The sequence below is a fragment of the Duganella sp. OV510 genome, assembly GCF_900100205.1.
Taxonomy (GTDB): domain Bacteria; phylum Pseudomonadota; class Gammaproteobacteria; order Burkholderiales; family Burkholderiaceae_D; genus Rugamonas.
Genome location: NZ_FNEQ01000010.1, coordinates 113330 through 135504, shown reverse-complemented (window position 1 = coordinate 135504; position 22175 = coordinate 113330). Strand labels below are relative to the sequence as shown.

The 22175-nt window shown below is 62.8% G+C and carries 19 protein-coding genes; 5 read left to right on the top strand and 14 right to left on the bottom strand.

The window, feature by feature from the left end:
- Position 1: 1 nt before the first annotated feature.
- From BLS51_RS23635 to BLS51_RS23605, 7 genes are all read right to left on the bottom strand, one after another.
- On the bottom strand, positions 2-295 hold the full coding sequence (locus tag BLS51_RS23635; RefSeq protein ID WP_090190090.1) for an antibiotic biosynthesis monooxygenase family protein: 294 nt from the start codon (positions 293-295) through the stop codon (positions 2-4).
- Positions 292-1260, bottom strand: a complete 969-nt coding sequence (locus BLS51_RS23630; RefSeq protein ID WP_090190089.1) for a zinc-dependent alcohol dehydrogenase family protein — start codon at positions 1258-1260, stop codon at positions 292-294. Before BLS51_RS23630 ends, BLS51_RS23635 begins: the two co-directional genes overlap by 4 nt.
- Before the next feature lie 62 nt (positions 1261-1322).
- Positions 1323-1625: an ArsR/SmtB family transcription factor gene (locus BLS51_RS23625; protein WP_090190087.1), complete on the bottom strand. Its 303-nt coding sequence runs from the start codon at positions 1623-1625 to the stop codon at positions 1323-1325.
- A gap of 42 nt (positions 1626-1667) precedes the next feature.
- Positions 1668-2261, bottom strand: coding sequence for a LuxR C-terminal-related transcriptional regulator (locus BLS51_RS23620; RefSeq protein ID WP_229207734.1), 594 nt, complete (start codon positions 2259-2261; stop codon positions 1668-1670).
- 43 nt (positions 2262-2304) lie between these two features.
- Positions 2305-3666, bottom strand: a complete 1362-nt coding sequence (locus tag BLS51_RS23615; protein WP_175472670.1) for an alginate export family protein — start codon at positions 3664-3666, stop codon at positions 2305-2307.
- Positions 3663-5477 (bottom strand): amidohydrolase, encoded by a 1815-nt coding sequence (locus BLS51_RS23610; protein WP_229207733.1) that lies wholly within the window; start codon positions 5475-5477, stop codon positions 3663-3665. Before BLS51_RS23610 ends, BLS51_RS23615 begins: the two co-directional genes overlap by 4 nt.
- 116 nt (positions 5478-5593) lie before the next feature.
- Positions 5594-6484, bottom strand: coding sequence for a LysR family transcriptional regulator (locus BLS51_RS23605; RefSeq protein ID WP_090190081.1), 891 nt, complete (start codon positions 6482-6484; stop codon positions 5594-5596).
- 218 nt (positions 6485-6702) lie between these two features.
- Here BLS51_RS23605 and BLS51_RS23600 point away from each other — a divergent pair, with 218 nt between their 5' ends.
- A complete protein-coding gene (locus BLS51_RS23600; RefSeq protein ID WP_217636488.1) occupies positions 6703-7575 on the top strand; it encodes an AraC family transcriptional regulator in 873 nt (290 codons plus the stop codon).
- A gap of 33 nt (positions 7576-7608) precedes the next feature.
- Here BLS51_RS23600 and BLS51_RS23595 read toward each other — a convergent pair whose 3' ends face one another.
- The 5 genes from BLS51_RS23595 to BLS51_RS23575 all read right to left on the bottom strand — a co-directional run bounded on the left by BLS51_RS23595 (position 7609) and on the right by BLS51_RS23575 (position 15429).
- Positions 7609-9123, bottom strand: coding sequence for a tryptophan halogenase family protein (locus tag BLS51_RS23595; RefSeq protein ID WP_090190077.1), 1515 nt, complete (start codon positions 9121-9123; stop codon positions 7609-7611).
- A 12-nt stretch (positions 9124-9135) separates the two neighbouring features.
- Positions 9136-10149, bottom strand: coding sequence for a cupin-like domain-containing protein (locus tag BLS51_RS23590; protein ID WP_090190075.1), 1014 nt, complete (start codon positions 10147-10149; stop codon positions 9136-9138).
- Positions 10133-10834: a SapC family protein gene (locus tag BLS51_RS23585; protein WP_090190073.1), complete on the bottom strand. Its 702-nt coding sequence runs from the start codon at positions 10832-10834 to the stop codon at positions 10133-10135. Before BLS51_RS23585 ends, BLS51_RS23590 begins: the two co-directional genes overlap by 17 nt.
- A gap of 17 nt (positions 10835-10851) precedes the next feature.
- Entirely contained in the window at positions 10852-12372 is a 1521-nt protein-coding gene (locus BLS51_RS23580; protein WP_090190071.1) for a tryptophan halogenase family protein, read from the bottom strand.
- Between the two features lie 114 nt (positions 12373-12486).
- Positions 12487-15429 (bottom strand): TonB-dependent receptor, encoded by a 2943-nt coding sequence (locus BLS51_RS23575; protein ID WP_229207732.1) that lies wholly within the window; start codon positions 15427-15429, stop codon positions 12487-12489.
- 239 nt (positions 15430-15668) lie between these two features.
- Here BLS51_RS23575 and BLS51_RS23570 point away from each other — a divergent pair, with 239 nt between their 5' ends.
- On the top strand, positions 15669-16478 hold the full coding sequence (locus BLS51_RS23570; RefSeq protein WP_090190067.1) for a polysaccharide deacetylase family protein: 810 nt from the start codon (positions 15669-15671) through the stop codon (positions 16476-16478).
- The gene (locus BLS51_RS23565) at positions 16465-17472 is read left to right on the top strand and encodes a LacI family DNA-binding transcriptional regulator (protein ID WP_090190065.1); all 1008 of its coding nucleotides are present in this window, start codon (positions 16465-16467) and stop codon (positions 17470-17472) included. Before BLS51_RS23570 ends, BLS51_RS23565 begins: the two co-directional genes overlap by 14 nt.
- A gap of 2 nt (positions 17473-17474) precedes the next feature.
- Here BLS51_RS23565 and BLS51_RS23560 read toward each other — a convergent pair whose 3' ends face one another.
- The gene (locus tag BLS51_RS23560) at positions 17475-18407 is read right to left on the bottom strand and encodes an AraC family transcriptional regulator (RefSeq protein WP_090190063.1); all 933 of its coding nucleotides are present in this window, start codon (positions 18405-18407) and stop codon (positions 17475-17477) included.
- 110 nt (positions 18408-18517) lie between these two features.
- On the opposite strand from BLS51_RS23560, the gene BLS51_RS23555 reads away from it, so the two are divergent.
- Together BLS51_RS23555 and BLS51_RS23550 are read left to right on the top strand one after the other, a co-directional pair.
- Positions 18518-18979, top strand: coding sequence for a nuclear transport factor 2 family protein (locus BLS51_RS23555; RefSeq protein WP_090190061.1), 462 nt, complete (start codon positions 18518-18520; stop codon positions 18977-18979).
- Positions 18976-19944 carry a quinone oxidoreductase family protein gene (locus BLS51_RS23550; protein ID WP_175472669.1) on the top strand — a complete coding sequence of 323 codons (969 nt, stop codon included), beginning with the start codon at positions 18976-18978 and terminating at the stop codon, positions 19942-19944. Before BLS51_RS23555 ends, BLS51_RS23550 begins: the two co-directional genes overlap by 4 nt.
- Positions 19945-19981: 37 nt before the next feature.
- On the opposite strand, the gene BLS51_RS23545 is transcribed toward BLS51_RS23550, so the two are convergent.
- Positions 19982-21994 carry a S9 family peptidase gene (locus tag BLS51_RS23545; protein ID WP_229207731.1) on the bottom strand — a complete coding sequence of 671 codons (2013 nt, stop codon included), beginning with the start codon at positions 21992-21994 and terminating at the stop codon, positions 19982-19984.
- Between the last annotated feature and the right edge of the window lie 181 nt (positions 21995-22175).

Sequence of the window (22175 nt, the reverse complement as noted above, 5' to 3'; positions counted from 1 at the left end):
GCTAGAAATCGCCTCCCTCAACATGATAGACGCTGGGTTCTGCCGACAGGTATTCCTGTATGCCCAGCATGAACATCCGATGATCATCACTCGCCTCGAAACCCGGCGTATGATCTTCAAGCGATTGCCAGCGCACGATCAGATTGAATAGCTGGGGTGTTTCGACGCCTTGCGCCAGCACGTGGCCGCCGTAACCCTTGGCGCGGCGAAGCAGGGGCGTGACTGCGGCAAAGGCGTGCCTGAAGGCGTCCATACGGTCAGGGTAAACCGGAAACAGGGCGATCTCGTAAATCATGGCTTGCCTTTCACCGCGATCGCGATCTTTCCCTGGATACCGTGGTTGGGGCTCTCCAGCCGTGCATGGGCCAGTGGTATGTCGGCCAGCGAATAGACTGCGCCGACGTGCGGCCGCATCTGGCCGCGCGCTATCAATGCGCTTAACTCATCCAGCTTGCCACGGTTTTGTCTGGTGAACACGAAGTGATAACTGGCGTTTTTGCCCCAGGCCTGGATCAGGTTTTGTGGCTGGGCGATGTCGACGATGCTGACCACGCGGCCGAGTTGTGCGAGCACATCGGCGCTGCGCGACAGGGTGTTGCCGCCGATGGTGTCGAGCACCACGTCAACGCCACGGCCGCCGGTTTCCCGCATGATGGCGTCGGCGTAATCCTCCTTCTCGTAATCGATGACCACATCGGCGCCCATGCTGTGCGCAAACTCGAAGTGCGTTTCGCGTACGGTCGTGAACACCTTTGCGCGGAGCGCCTTGGCCAGCTGGATTGCCACGTGGCCGACGCCGCCCGCACCGCCATGCACCAGGATGCTTTCGCCTGCCTTGAGCCCGGCGCGCACGGACAAGGCTTCCCATGCCGTCCCGCCAACCAGGGTCAGGCTTGCCGCCTCAAGATGGCTTAGCGACGGCGGCTTCAGGCCGACGATGCTGGCCGCAGCCACGTGGTACTCGGCATAGCTGCCCGGGCCATCGAAAATTTGCGGGGTGTACCAGACTTCGTCTCCGGGAACGAAGGCCGTCACACCCGGCCCGACTGCTTCAACAACGCCAGAGACGTCGTGCCCGGTGATGGCTGGCAAGGGCACCATGTCGGGATAGTCGCCGCGCCGCACCTGGTAATCCAGCGGATTGATGGAAGTGGCGTGCACGCGCACCAGCACTTGTCCCGCCTGCGGCACGGGCTTGGGCACGTCGCACAGTTCAAACACTTCCGGGCCGCCAAATGATTTCAGTAACATCGCTTTCATGGTCATTCCTCATTTCGTTAAAAATAGATATCGAGAATTATCGATATATTTGGGTAAAAAAATTACAGCTCTTTGCCCAGGATGTCGGCGAGGGCATTGATGGTTGCTTCGTTGCGCTTGTAATAAGTCCACTGGCCGATGCGCGTTACTTCGACCAAACCTGCCCGCTGCAGCGTGGCGAGATAGCTGGACACGGTGGACTGCGACAAGCCGACACCTTCCTGGATACTGCTCACACAAACGCCGACCGTGTGCACATCGCCTTCATCCTGAGGAGGAAAGCTGTTCACGGGGTCCTTCAAACCTTTCAGGATATCCAGGCGGGTACGGTTTGAAAGGGCTTTGAATATTTCGAGCAGGTCCATGCACGCATTATATCGAAGTTTCTCGATATGTCAATGCATTGCTTATGCCCTGGCTAACAAGCCGCGTCGCATGGCCAGCACGACAGCATGGGTACGTGCGGTCGCCCCAAGCTTGTCAAACAGGCCCCTGACGTGCGTTTTCACCGTACCGACGCCGATGCCCAGCTCACGCGCGATCAACTTGTTGCACAGGCCTTGTGCCAGCAGTTGCAGCACGTCCGTTTCGCGGCTGGTGAGGTCGATGCGGGTGGCGCTGTCGACTACACGGTCGTGCAATTCTGCGCTGAGGTAGTGCATGCCTCGGCCGAGCGTGCGCACTGCCGTCAGTAGTTCCCTGGCGTCGGCGTTCTGTAGCAAGTAGCCGTGCACGCCTGCTGTCATGGCGGTGTAGACATCCCATTCGCGATCCAGGTGGGTGACAATCAGCCTGCGCGGCCAATTGCGACGCGTGTGCTGCATGGCGCTGCCGTGATCGAGGAGGATGATGTCGGTGTCAGCGTGGATGGCTGCGTTGTCACCGGTGGCGATGCTGATGCGCAAGTCGGCTTGCGCGGCAAGCAGCGCGGCCAGACCGGCGCTGACAATTGCGTCAGCATGGGCAATCAGTACGTTGATATGTGTTTTTTGCTGGCTCATGACGCTGCTGCTGTCCCTCATTCGGTTTTCCTTTATATGGTTATCAGAAGCGGTACTGCGCACTCAGGCTGACGAAGCTCAGCGCATCGTTGGCGCCGGTCTCGCGCAGGAACGCGCCAGGCTGTCCGTAGGCGATCACTGCGGTCGACGACCAGCCCGGCGTCAATGTCCAGGTGGTGCCGAGCGATGCGATGGTCGCCACGTAGCGGGCGCGACTATTACCAGCGGCCCGGATCAGCGTGCCGTTGGGGGCATACACGCCGTCGCGTGTGCTGTGACGCCAGAAAAAATCGAGGCTGGCGTTCAGCTGGACCCGAGGCGCGAGCTGCATGCTCATCGCAGGGTGGATATTGGCGAAGTTGCGTGGACCGAGCGTCGCCTCGTCACCAAAATAGTTACCGCGCGGGTAGAGCGGATTGAGGGTGCCGAGGCGATGGTCTTCCGGGTCCTTGTCACCGCTGGCAATGGCAAGCAGCAGTGCCGCCCTCGGCTGGCCGGGCACGTGATCAAACGTGTAGCCGGTCTCCGTGGCGAGCGACCAGGCGCGGATACCGGCATCGCCGAAGTGTCCGCCCTGCACGGCGAATTCCCAGTTCCAGTCCCAGGCTTTGCGGTTGCCGAACACGCGGGTACCAAGCGACCAGCGGCGTTCGTGCGCCGAGCCCTGAGCGTAGCGGCCAACGGTATCGTCGTAATACAGCGCGTAGACGTCCAACGAAGTGATGTCGCCGGAGCGGGTCGCGTAAATGCCCTGTAACCGCTGCGTTTGCGAGCGGGCATCATCCACGCTACCCGGACGGTTCTGTCGCGGCGCCGCAGCGAAGGCATCGACACGCCAGGCGCCTTGGGTCAGATAGAGGCGGACGGCGTCGAAGCTGCGCCGCACGTTCGGGCCCTCGCGGGCGTCAATGCTGCGTCCCGATCCGAATTGCAGTTCCTGGATGCCGACCCGCACGCCCATGCTGCCGTCACCATCGCGCGCCGATCGCCATTCGACAAACAGGTTGCTGGGATCAAGCCGGTTTTCATCCACCGGTGATGGCCCCGCAGCGCGGCCATTGGTGAATGAGCTGGCCAGCTGGGCGAAGCCGCGCCAGTGCTCGCCCAGGCGCAGGTCCGCAAAGACGGAAGCGCGCTGCATCAATACACCCCAACGGTCCTGGCGCTCCAGGCCGTAGCGTGGATTGCCGGCATGCTCATAGCGCAGGCGCAGGTCGCCGCCGATACTCAGACGAACTTGTTCGGCGATCGGACAGTCCTTCCAGCATGCGCCGAGGTCGCGCTGGGCGCTGAAGTCGTCGTCGAATCGCAAGGGACGAAACTGCGCCAGCGCGACATCGCTCGCCAGCAACAGCGAGGTGGCGAGCACAATACGGTGAACCAGCACTTCTGTATTGCTGTTCACCGGGCTTGGTAATAGCCGCCGAAATGTTTGATCGGCGACCAGGCAGGCAGGATCTCAGGCAATACCGGCGACAGCGCCTGGTACTGCTGCGCGCCGTACACCACCCGGCCATCCATGACGCTCAGCACCGACGCCATGGATTTGATCTCGGACTCGGGCACCGCGAAGTAATCCCGGTCCAGCAGCACGAAGTCGGCCAGGTAGCCAGGGGCGATCATGCCCAGCTCCGATTCCGCCTGCATGAACCACGCTGGTGTGCGGGTGAACAGTCCCAGTGCTTCGGCGCGTGTCAGTCGATTGTCTTTGGCCAGCACTTCGGTGCCGGCGATCGACTGGCCAGTCACCATCCAGCTGATGCCGACCCATGGGTTGAACGAGGCCGCCCGGAAAGCGTCGGTGGTCATGGCCAGCGGGATGCCGCTGTCGACCAGTTCGCGCAGGCGCGGGGTCAGCAAAGCCTGGTCGCGGCCGTGGGTCTTGATGAAGCCATCGCCGTGCAGCGCCATCTTGGTGTCCAGCGCGATGCCGCCACCCAGCGCCTTGACCCTGGCGATGTTCGCGGGACTGATGGTTTCGGCGTGTTCGAGGCTCCAGCGCAGGCCGTCGAGCGGCGTCTTCTGGTTCAGCTTCTCAAGCGCATCGAGGAAAGGCGTGATGTTCTCGTTGTAGCTGATGTGTTCGCGGAAAGGAATGCGCCGCTGGACCAGCTTGGAGATATCGCGCTCCACCAGTTCCCGCATCTTGTCCGGCTCGATGATGATGGCTGGGCGGTCGAAGTTCTCGTGATCGTGGACTTCGGCCGCCAGCAGTTCACCGGCGCCACGGTAGACATGACCGTGCGCCAGCTGCGGGTGCAGGTTGTGGCCTGGGCTGATCGGCGCTGTCCTGGTGACCGCCGTAATCTGCGCGTCCACCATGTTGAAGCCCGCACCTTCACCAAACTGGATATCCACGAAAGGCATGCGTATGTTGAGCCGGTTGTCGCGCGCGAGGACATCGACGGTGCGCTGGGCCTTGGGGTAGCCACGGAAGCCGGTGCCCGCATCAACGATGGAGGTGACGCCGACACGATTGAGCGTGTGGACCGTCTGCACCAGCGAGCTTACCTCTTCGTCGAAGGAGAGCTGCGGCACCATGGTCTCGATGGCGATGAACATGAACGTGTAGCCATGGACCACGCCGGTGTATTTGCCTTGCGCGTCCTTCTCCAGCTCGGTGCCCGGCAGCTTGGGAAACTTGTCGGTGCCGACGCCGAGGGCATCCATCGCCTGCTGGTTCATGAAGGCACGGTTGTAGGCATACTGCACGAATAGCGGGCGATTGGGAACGGCTTTGCGGAGTTCGTCCATGGTCGGGAAGCGGTTTTCCTCGAACTGGTATGGGGACCAGCCGCCGACCACCTTCACCCACTGTCCTTCCGGCGTGCGTTTGGCTTGTTCGCTCAGCATGGCCAGCGCCCGGCGCAGCGTTGGCACGCCGTCCCATCGCAGCGTGTAGTTGTAGCCGCCCTCGTTGAGTACGTGGGTGTGTGCGTCAATGATGCCAGGGATCAACCGCCGGCCACCGGAGTCGATGACTCTGGTCTTGGCATTCTTCAAGCCCAGCACCTCGGCATCTGTACCCACCGAGTAGATGCGGCCGTTCTTGACAGCCAGCGCGGACGCCGACGGTTGCGCGGAATTGCCGGTATAGATTTTGGCGTTGTGAACAATCAGGTCGGCGCCTGCCACTTCTTGACTGGCCTGTGCCTGAGCGTTGCTCAAGCCATTCATCACCATGAGTCCGATCAGTAATATCAACTTCAATGCCATTCCCCTTTTTGATGGAGTTAAAAGAGCACATGAGTGCGTGGGGAATGCTACCTATCGGGGCAGGGACAGTCACTGATCGTTCTTGCTGGCGACAGTACGATTCGCTCATGCGAGCGCTATGGATGTCTTGCAATGGAAGGCATGGTATCGAAATACTCGATCAGCAATTCGGCCAGGATGCGCACCTTCTTTGCGGGATGCTGGCCGGGTGGTCGGACAACGTATGCGGCGGCCGGCGCTACCGGATAACGCGTCATGACAGGGATGAGAGCGCCAGAGCTTAAATGTTCCCGGATGATGATGTCGGGAAGGTGGCCGACGCCAAGGCCGGCGACTGCTGCGGCCACCAGTGCCGCGCCGTTATCGGCCTTGAAGCGGCCTTGAGGGCGTACCGATATTGTGTCATCGCCATCCAGGAAGTACCAGGATTCCGTGCCCTGCATAAGCGCCTGGTGGGCGAGGAGTTCTTCTGGTGTCGTGGGCGCCCCGTGTGCCTTGATATATTCCGGACTCGCAACGGTGGATGCGTAAACCGGTCCCACGTATCTGGCAACCAGGTTGGAGTCCTGGAGATAGCCAACGCGTATCGCGCAATCAAAACCTTCCGTCACAAGATTGATGACATGGTCGCTATAGCAGGTGTGGATTTGCAGCTGCGGGTGGCGGCGCGCCATCTCGGCGAGCACAGGAGCGAAGTGCGTCGGGCCGAAGGTCAGCGGCGCGGCAATGCGCAGGCGGCCGCGCAGCTCGCCTGCAGGCGCGATGGTTTCTCTTGCCTGGTCGACCTCGGCGCAGGCCCTGGCCGCATGGTCGCGGAATGTAGCGCCGGCTTCCGTCAGCGCCGCGCCGCGCGTGGTGCGCGAAAGCAGCTGGACACCCAGGTCCTGTTCCAGCCGGGTTAGCCGGCGACTGACGATCGACTTGGCGACACCGAGCCGGAGCGCGGCAGCCGAGATGCCGCCGGCATCAGCCACTTCCACGAATGTCCGCAATTCTTCGATGTCCAATACAGCGCTCCCTGTTTCGCCTGAGTCTTCGAGAGAAAATGATAACGTCGCATGACGCAGATCAGCTAGTGCTATTTATGTCCAGCCATGTTACGCGAAGTGGAACAGTGCGGGCGAGATCGTTCCGATTGCTGTCACACAGTTAGTCGGGCGATGCAACTACCGGAGCGATTCTTGCGGTGATACGATCCATTATCATAATGAAAAGAGGATCTCAGGTGCACACAAACGAACTTCCCGAGAATGTGGCCACGCTGAAGACCTCCACTCGGGGCTGGAATGGTGTGAATGTCGATCTGGTGGAATACAGCTGCACCGGACGGGTGTTGGTACGACTGGAGCGCAACCAGATGTCCACCCGGCTTGGCGCCCAGCTTGAAGAGGTGGGACGGGATCACGCCGAGCCGCGTTCGGCGCCCCATATTCCCAATCCTCATGCCTATAAGCCGCGGCCCATGTGGTTCGTGCCGGCCCAGATGGAGCTGTGGGGGCATGCGGCAGAACCCAGTTATCTCAAGTGTGCGACGATCAGCTTCAACGGGCACCTGCTTCAAGAGCGTCTGGGAATGTCTGAATCGCTCGGATTGATTGACGTGCCACGGTTGCGCTTCGCGGATGACCGGTTGTGGACGTTGATCCGGTTGCTGGCAGACGCGATTCACTGTGCCGATCCCACCGCGCAGCTGTATGGCGACTCGTTGACGGCAGCGATTGCATCACTGCTCTTCGAGCGCCCCAAAGAGGAGAAAGGCAGCAAGTGTGGGCTGTCGCCGATTCAGCTGAAGGATGCGATGAGCTATCTTGAAGCGAAGTTGCCGGCGCGGGTGGAGCTTGTGGCGCTCGCGGAACTGGCTGGTTTGTCGCAGTCGCACTACTGCCGCGCTTTCAAGGCGTCGACCGGGCTGGCTCCGTATCAGTGGCAGTTGCAGGCCCGCGTCGAGCGGGCCAAGGATCTGCTATTGAACACCAATGGCGGCCTGGAAGATATTGCCGAAGCCACCGGCTTCGCAGACGCGGTGCATTTTGGCAGGACCTTCCGCAAAATGATCGGTGCTACTCCAGCCGCGTGGCGATCAGACATGCTCACTTAGGCGTGGCCCGGTTACATGGCCACGCCCGCTGGGTTAAGCTGCCTTGATGCCCTCGTCCGGGCGGCCGCAGTAGCGTTGCACGTAGGCCTGGTGGGTCGGCAGTTGCACCACGGTGCGGTCGATGCGGCCTTTGATGTTGCCGAGGAAGGCTTTCAGTTCCTCGTCGCCCATCAGGTCGGCGGTCTGGTGGTGCGACTTCGGCATGATGCCCTGGCCCAGCATCACCTGTATCCACGAGTTTTCGGCAAACAGTTCGTTTGGCACGCGGAACACGCGGCCGGTTTCGCGGAACAGGTCGATGCGGTGCTGCAGCGAGGCTGGAATGCTCATCTCGCGCGCGTCGATCCAGAACTGCGAGTCGGTGCGGTTGTTGGCGTGATAGTGCAGGATGATGAAATCGCGGATGTGCTCGATCTCGCTATTGCACTGGGCGTTGTACTCGTCGATATCGGCCTGCTGGATACCGTCCGACGGGAACATCTGCATCAGCCGGATCACGCTGCGCTGGATCAGGTGGATGCTGGTCGACTCGATCGGCTCCAGGAAGCCGCTCGACAAGCCGATCGCCACCACATTGCCTTTCCACGTCAGATGGCGCTGGCAAGGCTTGAACTTGATCACGCGCGGCTCGATCAGCGTGCGTCCCTGCACATTCGCCAGCAGCTGCTTGCGCGCCGCGTCGTCGTCCAGATAGCGGCTGGAGTAGACGATGCCATTGCCGACCCGGTGTTGCAACGGTATGCGCCATTGCCAGCCGGCCTGGTGCGCCATCGAGCGCGTCAGCGGTACGGCGTCGGCCACCGCCTCGGTCTGCACGGCGATCGCGCGGTCGCAGAACAGCCATTGCGACCAGTCGGTCAGTGGCTCGTCCATCGCCTCGCCGATCAGCAGCCCACGGAAGCCGCTGCAATCGATAAACAGATCACCCTCGATTTCCTGGCCGGACGCAAGTACCACCGAACGCACGTCGCCGTTGTCATGCTTGTTGTAGCTGACGATCTTGCCCTCGATGCGCTGCACGCCGCGCGGCTCGCTCAGCTTGCGCAGGTACTTGGCATAACGGCCCGCGTCCAGGTGGTAGGCGTAGTTCATGCCGTTATTCGGCAGGTGGGCGAAGCGGTGCTCCAGCGATGCCTTCAGCTCCAGGCAGTAGTCGCCATAGTCGCCGGCCAGGCCGCGCTCGACGCCCTTGTGCCAGAAGTGCTGGAAGCCGGCCGTCCAGTGATCGACGCCGGTGGTGCCGAACGAGTGGATATAGTCTTCCTTGACGTTGCGCCAGCTTTCAAAGCTGATGCCCAGCTTGAAGGTGGCCTGCGTTTCGGCCATGAATTCCTGCTCGTTAATCTCCAGCACATTGTGGAAGTTGATCAGCGTCGGAATGGTGGCTTCGCCGACGCCGACGGTGCCGATTTCCTCCGACTCGATCAGCTTGATGTCGAGCCGCTTGCCGAGCACCTTGGCAATGCCGGCGGCAGCCATCCAGCCGGCGGTGCCGCCGCCGACGATGACGACGCGGCGCACGGGTTGACGATTATTTGGGTCACGCATGGTGCAGTCTCCTTAGCGATTCAATTTTTTCAGCAATTGCCCGCGCAGCGCGCGCGCGCCATCCGCCGTCAGCGGCGACAGCACGCCGCGCGCATGCGGCGGGATATGGGCAGCCGTTTCTGCGTCGGCTTCAAACACGTAATGGCGGAAGATTTCCTGCCACGCCTTGCGCTGTGCCGGGGGCAGCTCGCGCAGCGTCAGGAAGGCCGCCATCAGCGTACCGGTGGGCGTGTCGACATAGTCCGGGGTGGAACGCCACCAGTAATTCACCAGTACATTGAACGGCGACAGCGCCTCAATGTGATGCCACCACATGCTGGGGATGAAGATGGCGTCGCCCGGCGCCAGCTCGGCGACCTGCGCATGGCGCAGCGCTTCGGCAAAGCGCGGAAATTTGTCGAAATCCGGCTGCTGGAAATCCACCAGGCTGATGGCCTGGCCGGCCGGATTGAAATCCAGCGGGCCGATGTACAGGTTTTGCAGCTGCTCCGGCGGGAACAGCGTGAAGCGCCGTCGCCCGGCGGCCACCACCGCCACATTGTCCGGCACGTCGTAATGGGCGGCGATGCGGGTGCGGTTGCCGATCCAGATGCTGGCCAGCGCGTCGCGTCCGCCCAGCATCAGATCGTTCTCGGCGCGAAAGCCCGGCAGGCAGGTGTCGATGGTGGTCGAGCCGACGTAGATGGTGGGCGCCGGGTCCATCTCGCGCTTGGCTTCGATCTCGTCCAGCACGCCGCTCAGCTTGACGTGCACCGGCTGGAAGTTGAAGCCGTCCATCTGTTCGTTGTAGAAGAAGCGGCCGCCGGCGTCGGCGCCGCCCAGCATGGCGCCCACCGTCGCGCCCTGGTAATGGCGGCGCAGGTAGTCGCAGCCGGCGCGGTCCGATGCCAGCGCCGCCTGCACCATCGGCCAGCTGGCCGCCAGGCCGCGCAGCACCAGGGGCTGCGTGGCCGTGAGGATCGCATCGCTGAGATCCGCCGGGCCAAGGCCGCTGATTTCGCGGATGGCTTCAGGCGAGGCTGGCATTCTTGCGGTCGATCAGCAGGCGGAAGTTGGACAGCGAGGCGATCACCAGGTAGATCGGCTTCAGGTAGCCGGCCTGGTGCAGCTTGGCGATGGCTTCGCCGCTGAGCGCCTGCAGGCGGTCTTCATTGATGGTGTAGAAACCGATCATGCGGTTCTGCGAACCGTCGTTCAGTTCCACGTCCAGCGTGAAGCTTTCCAGCAATTCGTTTTCCAGCAGCGCCGCCAGGAAGCCCGGCAACTCTTGCATGCCCTGGTGGATGGTGAACAGCAGCGAATTGACGCGCTCCAGATACTCGGTGTGGCCGCCGTGCGGCTTGAACACTTGCTCGCCCTCGGTGTGGTTGACACGCGGGTGGTCGAGATCGACGTTGACCATCAGCTCCTCGCCGTTGATGCCGATCAGGAAAGGCTGGCGCTCGACCATCATCGGGATATACGGCGCTTCCCAGCGGTCGCCGTTGAGGAACAGGTTGTGGCCTTCCTCGAAGCCGAACAGTGCCAGGGGCTCGAAGCCGTGGCCGTCGGTGGTCTTGCGGAACACGATCGGATAGCAGGCCTGGATGTCGCGGAACTCGGACGGGAAGGTGGCGGCCGCCATCACGTTGTCGCCCAGCTGCGCGCTGTGGCGGGTGATGATGCGCATATCGTGGTGTTGCACGTTGTTCAGTAAAACCGGGCTAGGCATGTGTCTCTCTCTTCTCTCTAAATTTTTTGCAAGCCATGCAGCTTGATGTGGTGGATGAGCGCGCGGTTGTCAGGCAGCGCGCCCAGCATTTTGCGCGCCAGCGCCGCCGCTTGCTGGAAATAAGCGTCGGCCCTGGCGGACTCCTGTGGCCGGGCCGCGCGGCTGAAATCGCTGCGGAAGCCCATGCCGTACAAAATGTACTGATAGCTGGCTGGCGGGAACACTTCCTCCAGCCGGTAAAAATCGCTGCGCGACGGCGCCCGGTGCTGCCACAAGGTTAGCAGCTCGGCCAGCCGCTCCGGCACCGCCGAGGTGTTGTCGCGCCAGTAGGCGGTGTCGCGCCGCTTGCTCAGCACGTAGTGCAGCTTGAGGAAATCGATCACCCGTTCCCAGCGGTAGCGGAAGGCATCGTTGAAGCGGCGGGCGACGATGTCCATCGCCTCGCGCGTGGCCGGCAGGTCGTCGCTGAGCATGGCGGCCGACATCTCGACGATGGCCAGCGCCGATGCCTCCAGCGGTTCGATGAAGCCGGCCGACAGGCCGATCGCCACGCAGTTGCGCTGCCAGAAGCGCTCGCGGTAGCCGGGATTGAAGCTCAGCTTGCGCGGCTGCGGGATCTCTCCAGGGCCGCCGGTCTGTGCGATATACGCGCGCAGTTCGGCTTCGGCCTGGTCATCGCTGATATAGCTGCTGGCGTAGACGTGGCCGACGCCGCGCCGGGTCGGCAGACCGATATCCCAGATCCAGCCGGCGCTCTGCGCGGTGGAGGAGGTTTGCGAGGCGATCGGCGCGTCGTCGCTGGCATAGGGAATCTGCACCGCCAGCGCTGAGTCGTTGTACAGCACATGGCGCTGCGAAATCAGCGGCACGCCAAAGTGCTGGCCCAGCAGCAGCGACTGCATGCCGGTGCAATCGATGAACAGGTCGCCTTCCAGCGCGCCATGCTTGTTGGTTTGCAGCGAGGCGATATCACCGTCCGGATGGGAGTTGATAGCGCTAACGTGATCCGGCACATAGTGCACGCCGAGTTTTTCCAGGCAATGCTTGCGCAGGAACACGCCGAATTTGCCGGCGTCCAGGTGATAGCCATAGTTGGCCACCGACGCATACTCCGGCGTGGCAGCCTGTTTCGGCGCACGGCCGTGGACGCACAGGTGCGGCTGCACGCTGGCCAGGTCGGCGAACGGCACGTCCGGGTGCTGCGCCTGCCAGTGCTGCGGCACGTCAACCTCGCCATAGCCCTGCGGCAGCATGAAAGGGTGGAAGTAGCAGTCGCTGTCGCCGCCGTCCACCCAGCGGTTGAAGCGCGAGCCCTGCTTGAACGACGCGTCGCACTCGCGGAAGAAATCCGCTTCGCTGACGCCGATGCGGCGCAAGGTGTCGCGCATGCTCGGCCAGGTGCCTTCGCCGACGCCGATGGGCGCCACGTCCGGTGATTCAATCAGGGTGATCTGCAAGTCCCGATGGTCTGCCGCCATCAGTCCGGCCGTCAGCCAGCCTGCCGATCCGCCGCCGACGATTACGATGCGTCGCAGCATAGTCTCCTCTTTTATATTACGTAATGAGTTGCACAAAGTTTAACCCAGAAAATGCGGAAAGCCGCTGAGAATCAGCGGCTTTCCGTGGGCTGTGGCGGTATTGCTACAGCTTGCTTAGAACTTGTAGCGCGCGCCTATCATGTAACGTGGACCGGCTTGCGTCACCGACTCCAGCTGCTGCTTGGTGCGGCTATGCACGCGCTGGATCTCGTTGGTGACATTGATCGCCTCCAGCTGGAAGCTCAGGCGCTCGTTGAACTGGTAGCCCAGGCTGATGTCGAACTGGCCGTAGGATTCCACGTACTGCGGGTTCGGCCCCGAACCGTCGAAGGTCGACGACAGGAACTTGCCGCGCCAGTTGTAGGCCAGGCGTGCGTTGAACTTCTTGTCCTCGTAGATGCCGACCACGTTGGCCGAATCCGACAGCCCGACCAGCGCGAACTGCTCGCCGACTTTGTTGTCGTCATACTTCAGGCCCGAATTCACGTAGGTGTAGTTGGTCGACACGCCGAAGCCGCTCTCGCCGAACATATGTTGCAGGTTCAGCTCGACGCCATCCAGGCTGGCCTTCTTCTGGTTGGAGAAGGAATTGATGCGGAATTGCGCCACTGGATCGCCTGGCTGGCCAACGATGGAGCCGGTGGCGTTGCCGCTGGCGTCGGTGCCGGTCATGGTGACGCCATTGCCGCCGCTGTACTTGCGCAGGATGAAGTTGCGGATGCAGGTGGTGTCAGCCTTGCCGCAGCCGTTGGACAACGCTTCGTTCCAGAACGCGCCGCCGACCGGCGTGTGCAGGTTGAACGGGGTGGCGTTGATCTGCGTCTGGCCGGCGTAATTTTCCAGGTTCTTGCGGAAATAGCCGACCGAGAAGAAGTTCTGCTTGCCGTAGTACCACTCATACGACAGGTCCAGGTTTTTCGACTTGACCGGTTTCAGCGCCGGATTGCCCTGCGAGCCGGTACCGCCGTCGACCCGCACCAGGCGGTCCAGCGTCTGGCCGCCCTGGATCTGGTCGTAGCGCGGCCTGCCGATGGTTTCGCCCAGGCTGAAGCGCACCTTCTGGTTCGGCGTCAGCTCGATGTCGGAGTCGAAGCTTGGCAGCAGGTGGTGGTAGGAACCGGCCAGCGTGGTGAAGGTCGGCGTGCCGAAGATGATCGGCAGCTCGTTCTGCGAACCCCAGTCGATGCCGGTGGCGGATGGCACCAGTGCGGTCGACACCACATCGGTCTTCTCGTAGCGTACGCCGATCGCGGTGCGGATCGGCAGCGCGGTATCCCAGTCGGTATTGAACTGCACGAAGGCGGCCTTCGATTTCTCGCCGGTGCGGGCATCGTTGTCGAAGGTGGTCTTCGGCAGGTACATGGCCGGCAGGCCCGAGGCCGCAGCCGCCAGTTTGCGCACCTCGTCAAAGTTGAAGGTGTAGAACTGGTTGAACATGGCCGGGTTGTTGCTGCCGTCGATCTTGTCGAAGTACTGGCGGATGCTCTGCTGGTGCCACACGCTGCTTGGATAGTCCGACGGCTTGGTGGCGCCGCCCCAGGTGTCGCGCTGGTTGTTGGAGAACGCCGAGCGGTTGTCGACCTTGGTGTAATTGACGCCGAACTTCAGCTCGGAGGCATCGAACACTTTCCATGCACCCTTCAACTGGTGCTGGTCGACTTCGCCGCGCATGTATTGATTGGTGAACACAGAGCCGGTCACCTGCTGGCGCTTGGCATCGGTGACGAAGTCGGCGCCCTGGATGCTCAGCACCGGGAAATCGTTGCTGAAGTCGACCGTGGTGTTGCCGCGGCTGAAGCTGGCGGTGGCCAGCGTGTTGCTGGAGCCGAACGGGCTGTCGGCGCCGGAGGTGGCGGTCGAATGGTGGGTGTCGAGCTCGAAGCGCAGGTTGCTGGACGGCTTCCACACGGCGTTGAAGCCCAGCGATTTGTTCTGCGTTTTGGTGGCAAAGTTGGCGGCGCCCATGGCGATGTCGCTGGTGCCGGCTGGAAGGATCTCGGTGTAGCTCAGCGGGCTGCGCGGCGAGCCGCCGGTCCACGAGCTGGTCGAATCGCCGAAGTTGAACCAGGCCGAGATATCGTTGCGCTTGGTCTGGATCTTGTTTTCGGAGTAGGTGTAGTCCAGCGTGGTGGTCAGCGTGTCGACCGGCTTGTACTGCAAGGTCAGCTGGGCGTTGGTACGCTGGCGCTGCACGCCGTTGAAGTTGTAGTTCAGATTTTGCGGCAGCGAGTACAGGTCGTTCGGGCCGGGACGGTTGGTGATGCGGTCCGCACCCGGCGCGCCTGGCTGCGGCAGCGGGCCGGCGGTGCTGGAACCGAGGTAAGGGCCTTTCCAGCCGTTCGACACGGCGGCGGTGTTATAGCCCAGGTTGCGTTCCTGGTAGCTACCGGTCAGCGCCACGCCGAAGGTGTTGTTGGCGAAGGTGTTGCTGTACAGGCCCGAGATTTCCGGCGTCATCGAATTGCTGGACTTGACGTCGCCCGGCAGGTTGTCATTGGAGGTGTCGTACACGCCCTTGACGCCGACGCTGGCATGCATGCCCGGACGGTCGAACGGACGCGCGGTCATGACGTTGACGGTGGCGCCGATGCCGCCGGTGGCGGTCTCGGCACGGCTGGTCTTGTACACCTGCAGCTGCGAGATGGCTTCCGACGCCAGGTTGGCGAAGTCGAAGGCGCGGCCGTTCAGGTCGCCCAGGTTGGAGGTCGGCATCTGGCGGCCGTTCAGCAGCACCATGTTGAAGTCGGGGCCGACGCCGCGCACGGTGATCTTCGAGCCTTCGCCGATCGAACGGTCGATCGACACGCCGGAAATCCGCTGCAGCGATTCGGCCAGGTTGGTGTCCGGGAATTTGCCGATGTCCTCGGCGACGATGCCGTCGACGATACCGTCGGAATTGCGCTTCAGGTTCATCGACGAGAACAGCGAAGCGCGCAGGCCGGTAACGACCACGCTTTGCACCGGCGTATCTTCACCAGCGCGTGCTTGTGCCGGCGCTTCCTGCGCCAGCACCGGCATGACCGCCGCCGTGCAGGCGCCGGCAACAGCCAAACTCATCAATTTTTGTCGTGTTTTTGGATAATGCATGGTATCTCCTGTGGTTTTTATAAACAGCCTGCTTTGCCGCGACGCCCACCTTTTCTTGGAAAGGTTTCCAAACAATGTGGCCAATATAGCACCGATCGAAATTTGAAGTCAATTTGGCGTGCCTTGAAATTGTGCAGCACAATCGGTTGACATAGGAGAATAGCCGGTGCAACATGGCTTGGGATCGTTTCCAAAATGAGACACTTTTGATGAAAAACCGCATTGTTCAGCTACTGATCGCTACCTTTTTGAGCGCCGCACCAGCGCTTGCCAACGCTGAAAATGGAATACGTTTCCACTGGCCGCAGGGGCAGCGGGCGGCGGTCAGCCTGGCCTATGACGACGCGCTCGACTCACAACTGGACGTGGCGCTGCCGACGCTGGATAAATACGGCCTGAAGGGCAGCTTTTACCTGCAACTGTCCAACCCGGCGGTGGACCGCCGGCTGGCCGGGTGGCGCGCAGCGGCCACCCACGGTCACGAGCTGGGCAACCACAGCCTGTTCCACCAATGCTCGTTGCGCACGCACGACTGGGTGCAGCCGCAGCGCAACCTCGACACCACCAGCGTGGCGCAGATGCAGGACCAGCTGGCGCTGGCCAACACCATGCTGTACGCCATCGATGGCAAGCGTGAGCGCACCTACACCGTGCCCTGCGGCGACACGCTGGCGGCCGGCGCCGATTACCTGCCGGCGGTGGCGCCGTCGTTTGTCGCGATCAAGGTGGCCGGGCAGGCGGTAACGCCGTCGATGGCGGCGCTGAATCCGCACGCGGTGGGCGTCTACGCGCCGGAAGGGCTGAGCGGCCAGCAGCTGATCGCGCTGGTGCAGCAGGCTGCCGCGCAGGGCACGATGGTCAACTTCACTTTCCACGGCGTCGGCGGCGACTACCTGAGCACCAGCGCGGCCGCGCACGAAGAACTGGTAAGCTATCTGGCAGCCAACCGCCAGCTGTACTGGACCGACACCTTTTTAAACATCATGACTTACGTGAAGACACAACGTGGCGACCATTAAAGACGTAGCCCGCCTGGCGGGCGTTGGGCTGGGCACCGCATCGCGTGTGGTCAGCGGCAAGGGATCGGTATCGCCGGCCACGCTGGCCAAGGTACGCGCCGCGATTGACGAACTGGGCTTCCGTCCCTCGCACGCGGCGCGCACGCTGCTGTCGGGGAACAGCAAGATGATCGGCGTCTACATCCCTGTGCTGAGTGGTACTTTCTACACGCCGATCCTGCAGATCATCGACAACGAGCTGCGCGCCGCCGGCCTGCACATGGTGGTGGCGTTCGGCGCCGGGCTGGGCGGTGCGCGCCAGCAGGCGCTTGAAGGCTTGGCCTTCCTGGTCGAGCGTGGCTGCGATGGGCTGATCCTGATGACCAATGTGCTGAAGGAAGAAGACCTGGTGGTGCTGGGGCCGCGTCCCAAGCCGATCGTGGTGCTGAATCACAGCTTTGCCAGCATCGCCGCCCAGTGCTTCACGGTCGACCATCAACTGGGCGGCAAGCTGGCCGCGCGCACGCTGCTGGATCATGGCCACCGCGACATCGCGCTGGTCTGCGGTCCGGCCAGCCTGCCGGACAATGTAGTGCGGGTGGCGGCCTTCAAGGGTGAACTGGCGGCGGCCGGGGTCGACCCGGCGCAGCTATGGATGGTGGAAAAGGATTTCTCGCCGGCCGGCGGCTGGTCGGCCGCCAAGGAGCTGGTGGAGTCAGGCCGGCGCTGTAGCGCCATGTTTTGCGCCAATGACGAGATGGCAGCTGGCGCGCTATCGTATTTCCAGGAAGCCGGCATCCGCGTGCCGCACGAGATTTCAGTCATCGGCTACGACGACACGCCGACCGCCGAATTCGCCGCCCCGCGCCTGAGCACGGTGCACATGCCCTGGCGCGAGATGACACAGAACGGCGTCAGCGAGCTGCTGAACCGCTGTTACGACCTGCAGCGTTCCGTCACCCGCAACTACCCGGTGACGATGACACTGCGCGCCTCGCTGGCCCGCGCCAGCTAGCGTCAAGCTTCGCTGTGGCGTCTGGCGGCGCCGGACTTGCGGAAGGCGCCTGGCGTCATCGCGGTTTCACGCCGGAACACGCGGTTAAACGCCGCCACCGATTCGTAGCCGACCTGGCGTGAGACGTCGGCCAGCGCGATATCCTGCTGCTGCAACAGCCGCACTGCGCAATACATGCGCCATTGCGTCAGATAATCGAGCGGCGTTTGCCCCACCACACTTTTGAAGCGCGCCGCAAAGCCGGAGCGCGACATGCCCGCCGAGCGCGCCAGCGATTCCACCGTCCAGTCCTCGGCCGGCTCCGCATGCATGGCTTGCAGCGCCCGCGCCAGATGGCGGTCGGCCAGCGCCGCCAGCCAGCCCTGGCCCGGCCCGTCCGCCTGCAGTGCATACGCGCGCACCGCGTGCACGAACAGCAGTTCGAACAGCCGGCTCACCACCGCCTGCGACCCCATGCCCGGCGACTCGGTTTCCAGCGCCAGCATTTCCAGTACCGACTGGAAGGCCAGGCTGCGGTGGGCATCCAGCTTCAGGCACAGCAGCGAGGGCAGCGCTTTCAGCAGTGGCCTGGCTTCCAGTGCATCGAGCTCGAAGGCGCCGCTGACAAAGGTGGTCAGCGCGCCACCGCCGCCGATCTTGATGGCATTGTCGACCCGCAGTTTTTCCACCTCGACGCAATCGATCAGGGCCGAGTCTTCACGGTCGATCAGGCGGTAGGGAAGGGCCTCCAGCATGATGAACACATCGCCGCCGCAGAGCGCGACCGGCTGCGCGGCATCATCCACCGACAGCAGTGCCGAGCCGCGCAACACCAGCACGAAGTTGATGCCACGCTCACCGGGCGATTTGATGCCCCACGGCGCGGTCGCGTCCAGCCGGGTGTAGCTCGCGGTGCGGATGCGCAGTCCTGCAAGAATATCAGTTAAAGGATCCATAAGATCGTTTTATTTGGACGAGTGAGCAACAGAATTGGACTTTTCGTTATTGGTAATCCCAAATTTCATGCCTATTATAGATCACACCATTCATTATTCTGGAGTATTCGATGTTCCCTAGCACAAGCTTTGACCAAATCCGCGCAGCCAAGGCGCGCTACTGCCGTTTTGCCGACACCAAGCAGTGGCAGGCTTTCACGGCGGTGTTCATTGCCCGGCCCGAGATCCTGATCTACGACGCCGCCGACCAGTTGCTGATTTCGTTCGACACGCGCGAAGCGTTCAGCGGCGCCGCGCGCGACTATCTGGAAGGCACGCAATCCATCCACCAGATCCATAACGAGGAGCTGACCCAGGTATCAGCCACCGAAGTCCACGCCATCTGGTCGATGGAGGACTGCGTGATCTTCCCGGACGTGGCGGACGATCCGCGCCCGGCGCGCCACCATGGCTATGGCCACTATCACGAGCGCTGGGTGCTGGAGGACGGCCTGTGGCGTCTGGCGCGCCTGGAACTGCGTCGCACGATACTGGAAATTACGCCAAAACAGCCTCTGGAGAACTTATCGTGAAAGCCATAGTCATGCAACAGACCGGCGACGCCGGAGTGCTGGCCCAGGTCGACTGGGCTGATCCGGCGCCGGCGGCGGGACAGGTGCTGGTCGAGATTGCGCTGGCCGGCGTCAACTTCATGGACATCGGCGTGCGCCAGGGCATGGCCTGGAACGAGATGCCGCTGCCGCGCGTGCTGGGCGTGGAAGGCGCCGGCCGGGTGGTGGCGCTGGGTGAAGGCGTGCAAGGTTTGCGCATCGGCCAGCGGGTCGCGTGGGTGTATGCGCCGGGCAGCTATGCCCAGCGCATCGCCATCGCGGCCGATGCACTGGTGCCGGTGCCTGACGCCATCGACGACCAGACCGCTGCCGCCGTCATGATGCAGGGGCTGACCGCCAGCCACTTTGCCACTGACTTTTATCCGACGCAGCCGGGCGATATCGCCTTCGTGCATGCGGCGGCTGGCGGCGTGGGCTTGCTGCTGACGCAGATCACCAAGCTGCGTGGCGGCAGCGTAATCGGACGCGTGTCGTCAGCCGACAAGGTAGCAGTCGCCAAGGCGGCTGGCGCCGACCATGTGATCGTCGATGCGGATGGCCGGTTTGTCGACGAGGTGCGCCGGCTGTCGGGCGGCGACGGCGTGCATGTGGTGTATGACGGCTCCGGCCCATCGACCTTCCAGGGCTCGCTGGACGTATTGCGCCGCGCCGGCACGTTCTGCTGGTTTGGCCCGGTGCTGGGCGGGCCAGGCCCGCTCGATATCATGAGTCTGCCGAGGAGCATCAAGCTCGGCTACGCCGTGTTCTTCGACCACATCCACACGCCGCAACTGCTGCGCGCGCGCGCCGCGCAGTTGTTCGACTGGGTCATCGCTGGCCAGCTGAAGGTCACCATTGGCGGCGTCTATCCGCTGGCCGATGCAGCGCTGGCCCATGCCGCCATGGAAAGCCGCAAGAGCACCGGCAAGCTGCTGCTGGTGCCCTGAGCGGCAAGAAGCTGACCCAGCCGACGCCGGTGTGGTTCTATTTGATCGCCTCCGCCAGACCGGGGGCGAACTCGGCGCCGTGTTTGACCTGGGCGGTCGAGGCTTTGACGGCGCCGCCAATTGGCTCGGCTCGGCCGTTGAGGCATTTGGCCAGGAAGTTCTCGGTCACCGCCGCAAAGGCGATGTTGTTGACCGGGCGTGCAAAGCCGTGGCCTTCATCCGGGAACTCGACGTAGGTGACCGGGATATTCTTGGCCGCCATCGCTGCAACGATCTGCTCCGACTCTTTGACATTGACGCGTGGATCGTTGGCGCCCTGGCCGATCAGCAGCGGCCGCTGGATGTTGGCCGCATAGTTCAGCGGCGAACGCTCCTTCAGCAGTTCACGGCCGGCCTCGGTGGTTGGATCGCCCATGCGCTTGTAGAACTGCTGCTTGCCGGCTTCCCAGTACGGCGGAATGGTTTGCAGCAGCGTGAACAGGTTGGACGGGCCGACGATGTCGACGCCGCAGGCAAACGTCGTCGGCGTGAAAGTCAGCCCGGCCAGCGTCGCATAGCCGCCGTAGGAACCGCCCATGATGGCCACCTTGTCCTCGGTGGTGACGCCGTTCTTGACCGCCCACTGCACCGCATCGAGCAGATCGTCATGCATCTTGCGGCCCCATTGCAGATCGGCCGCCGAGATGAAGTTCTTGCCGAAGCCGGTCGAACCGCGATAGTTCACCGACAGCACCGCATAGCCGCGATTCGCCAGCCACTGGTGGTAGCTGTGATAGCCATAGTTGTCGCGCGCCCACGGTCCGCCGTGGACAAACAGCACCAACGGCACCGGCTTGCTGGCCTTGCCGCTGCCGGCCGGATCGACTGCCTTCGGCAAGGTCAGGTAGGACACCAGCGTCAGGCCATCACGCGCCTTGATTTCCTGCGGATGCATGGCCGCCAGCGGTGCGCCTTCCAGTTCCGGACGGCTGACGTACAGCTGGGTCAGTTTCTTGGCCTTGCGGTCATACAGCCAGGTCGAGGCCGGCGCGGTGACCGGATCGACCGCCACCAGCCACTTGTCATCCGCCTCGGTGCGCGAGGTGACGGTGAACTGGCCCTTGGTATTCTGCTTCAGGAAAGCCAGGTCGGCCTTCAGGTCGTTATTGACCGGCACATATTCCTGCTTCAGGTAATCGACGCTGTAGGCCTGGATGCGGCCGGTGCGCTTGTCGGTCAGCGCATTGCCGATATCGGCACGCGCATCTTCCGCCACCACGGTGGTCTTGCCGCTGGCGACATCCTGCGCGATCAGCGCCGCCGTGTTGCGGTTGCGCGCGTCGGTCCAGTACAAGGTATTGCCGTCGGCGGTGAAGGCCAGCGGGCTGGTGGTCTGCGAATCGTCCAGCCCCACCTCGGTTAGCGGCGTGCTCTCGATCTTGCCGTCGGTGATGCGGAAATAGGTGGTGCCGCCGTCGGCGCGCGGCTTCTCGGCGAGGCGCAGCTTCAACTGGTCGTCGGCCAGGAAGCCGCCGTAGCCCTCGTTTTGCTGCACCAGCGTCAGCTTGCCGCTGGCCAGATCCAGGCTGTAGACGTCATGCCATTTCGGATCGCGGTTGTTGACGCCGACCAGGATGCGGTCCTTGATCTTGCTGCTGATGTGCAGCACCGCCGCGCGGGTCTTCTCGAACGGCGTGTAATTGGTCTGCTTGCCGCTGACCACATTCACGCCATACAGCAGGAAATTCTCGTCGCCGCCCTTGTCCTGGATGAACAGCACCACGCTGGAATCCGGCGCCCAGAAGCTGTTGCGGATCGGGCGCTTCTTCTCGTCGGTCAGCGGCTTGGCCTTGGCCAGGTCGTTGGCTGGCGCCACCCACACATTCAGCACACCATCGCGCGGCGCGATCCACGACAGCCATCTGCCGTCCGGGCTGAGCTTGGCGCCGGTCTTGCTTGGATTGCCGAAGATCTTGGCGCGCTCGATCAGCGGCACATCGGCAGGCGCTTGGGCGTAGGCGGGCAGGGCGCTGGCAAGCAGCAGGGCAGGCAAGGCGTAGCGGATCATCATTCCCTCTTCAGTAGTAGTGGTAGGGCAAGCATAGCAACTTTGCATCGCCGCGCAGCACCGGCGCGACGGATTGCGCGTGGATGCGACAAACTGTGGATTTGGCGTCACAGCCGGCAAGGTGATCGCATAGTATGCCGGCCATGATGATCGCTTGAGGTTCCGGCCAGGTCGCCTGACCTTC

Coding starts and splice junctions, on each gene's coding strand:
- BLS51_RS23635 (WP_090190090.1), bottom strand. CDS start 295: ATGATTTACGAGATCGCCCTGTTTCCGGTTTACCCTGACCGTATGGAC.
- BLS51_RS23630 (WP_090190089.1), bottom strand. CDS start 1,260: ATGAAAGCGATGTTACTGAAATCATTTGGCGGCCCGGAAGTGTTTGAA.
- BLS51_RS23625 (WP_090190087.1), bottom strand. CDS start 1,625: ATGGACCTGCTCGAAATATTCAAAGCCCTTTCAAACCGTACCCGCCTG.
- BLS51_RS23620 (WP_229207734.1), bottom strand. CDS start 2,261: ATGAGCCAGCAAAAAACACATATCAACGTACTGATTGCCCATGCTGAC.
- BLS51_RS23610 (WP_229207733.1), bottom strand. CDS start 5,477: ATGGCATTGAAGTTGATATTACTGATCGGACTCATGGTGATGAATGGC.
- BLS51_RS23595 (WP_090190077.1), bottom strand. CDS start 9,123: ATGCGTGACCCAAATAATCGTCAACCCGTGCGCCGCGTCGTCATCGTC.
- BLS51_RS23590 (WP_090190075.1), bottom strand. CDS start 10,149: ATGCCAGCCTCGCCTGAAGCCATCCGCGAAATCAGCGGCCTTGGCCCG.
- BLS51_RS23585 (WP_090190073.1), bottom strand. CDS start 10,834: ATGCCTAGCCCGGTTTTACTGAACAACGTGCAACACCACGATATGCGC.
- BLS51_RS23580 (WP_090190071.1), bottom strand. CDS start 12,372: ATGCTGCGACGCATCGTAATCGTCGGCGGCGGATCGGCAGGCTGGCTG.
- BLS51_RS23575 (WP_229207732.1), bottom strand. CDS start 15,429: ATGAGTTTGGCTGTTGCCGGCGCCTGCACGGCGGCGGTCATGCCGGTG.
- BLS51_RS23570 (WP_090190067.1), top strand. CDS start 15,669: ATGAAAAACCGCATTGTTCAGCTACTGATCGCTACCTTTTTGAGCGCC.
- BLS51_RS23560 (WP_090190063.1), bottom strand. CDS start 18,407: ATGGATCCTTTAACTGATATTCTTGCAGGACTGCGCATCCGCACCGCG.
- BLS51_RS23555 (WP_090190061.1), top strand. CDS start 18,518: ATGTTCCCTAGCACAAGCTTTGACCAAATCCGCGCAGCCAAGGCGCGC.
- BLS51_RS23545 (WP_229207731.1), bottom strand. CDS start 21,994: ATGATGATCCGCTACGCCTTGCCTGCCCTGCTGCTTGCCAGCGCCCTG.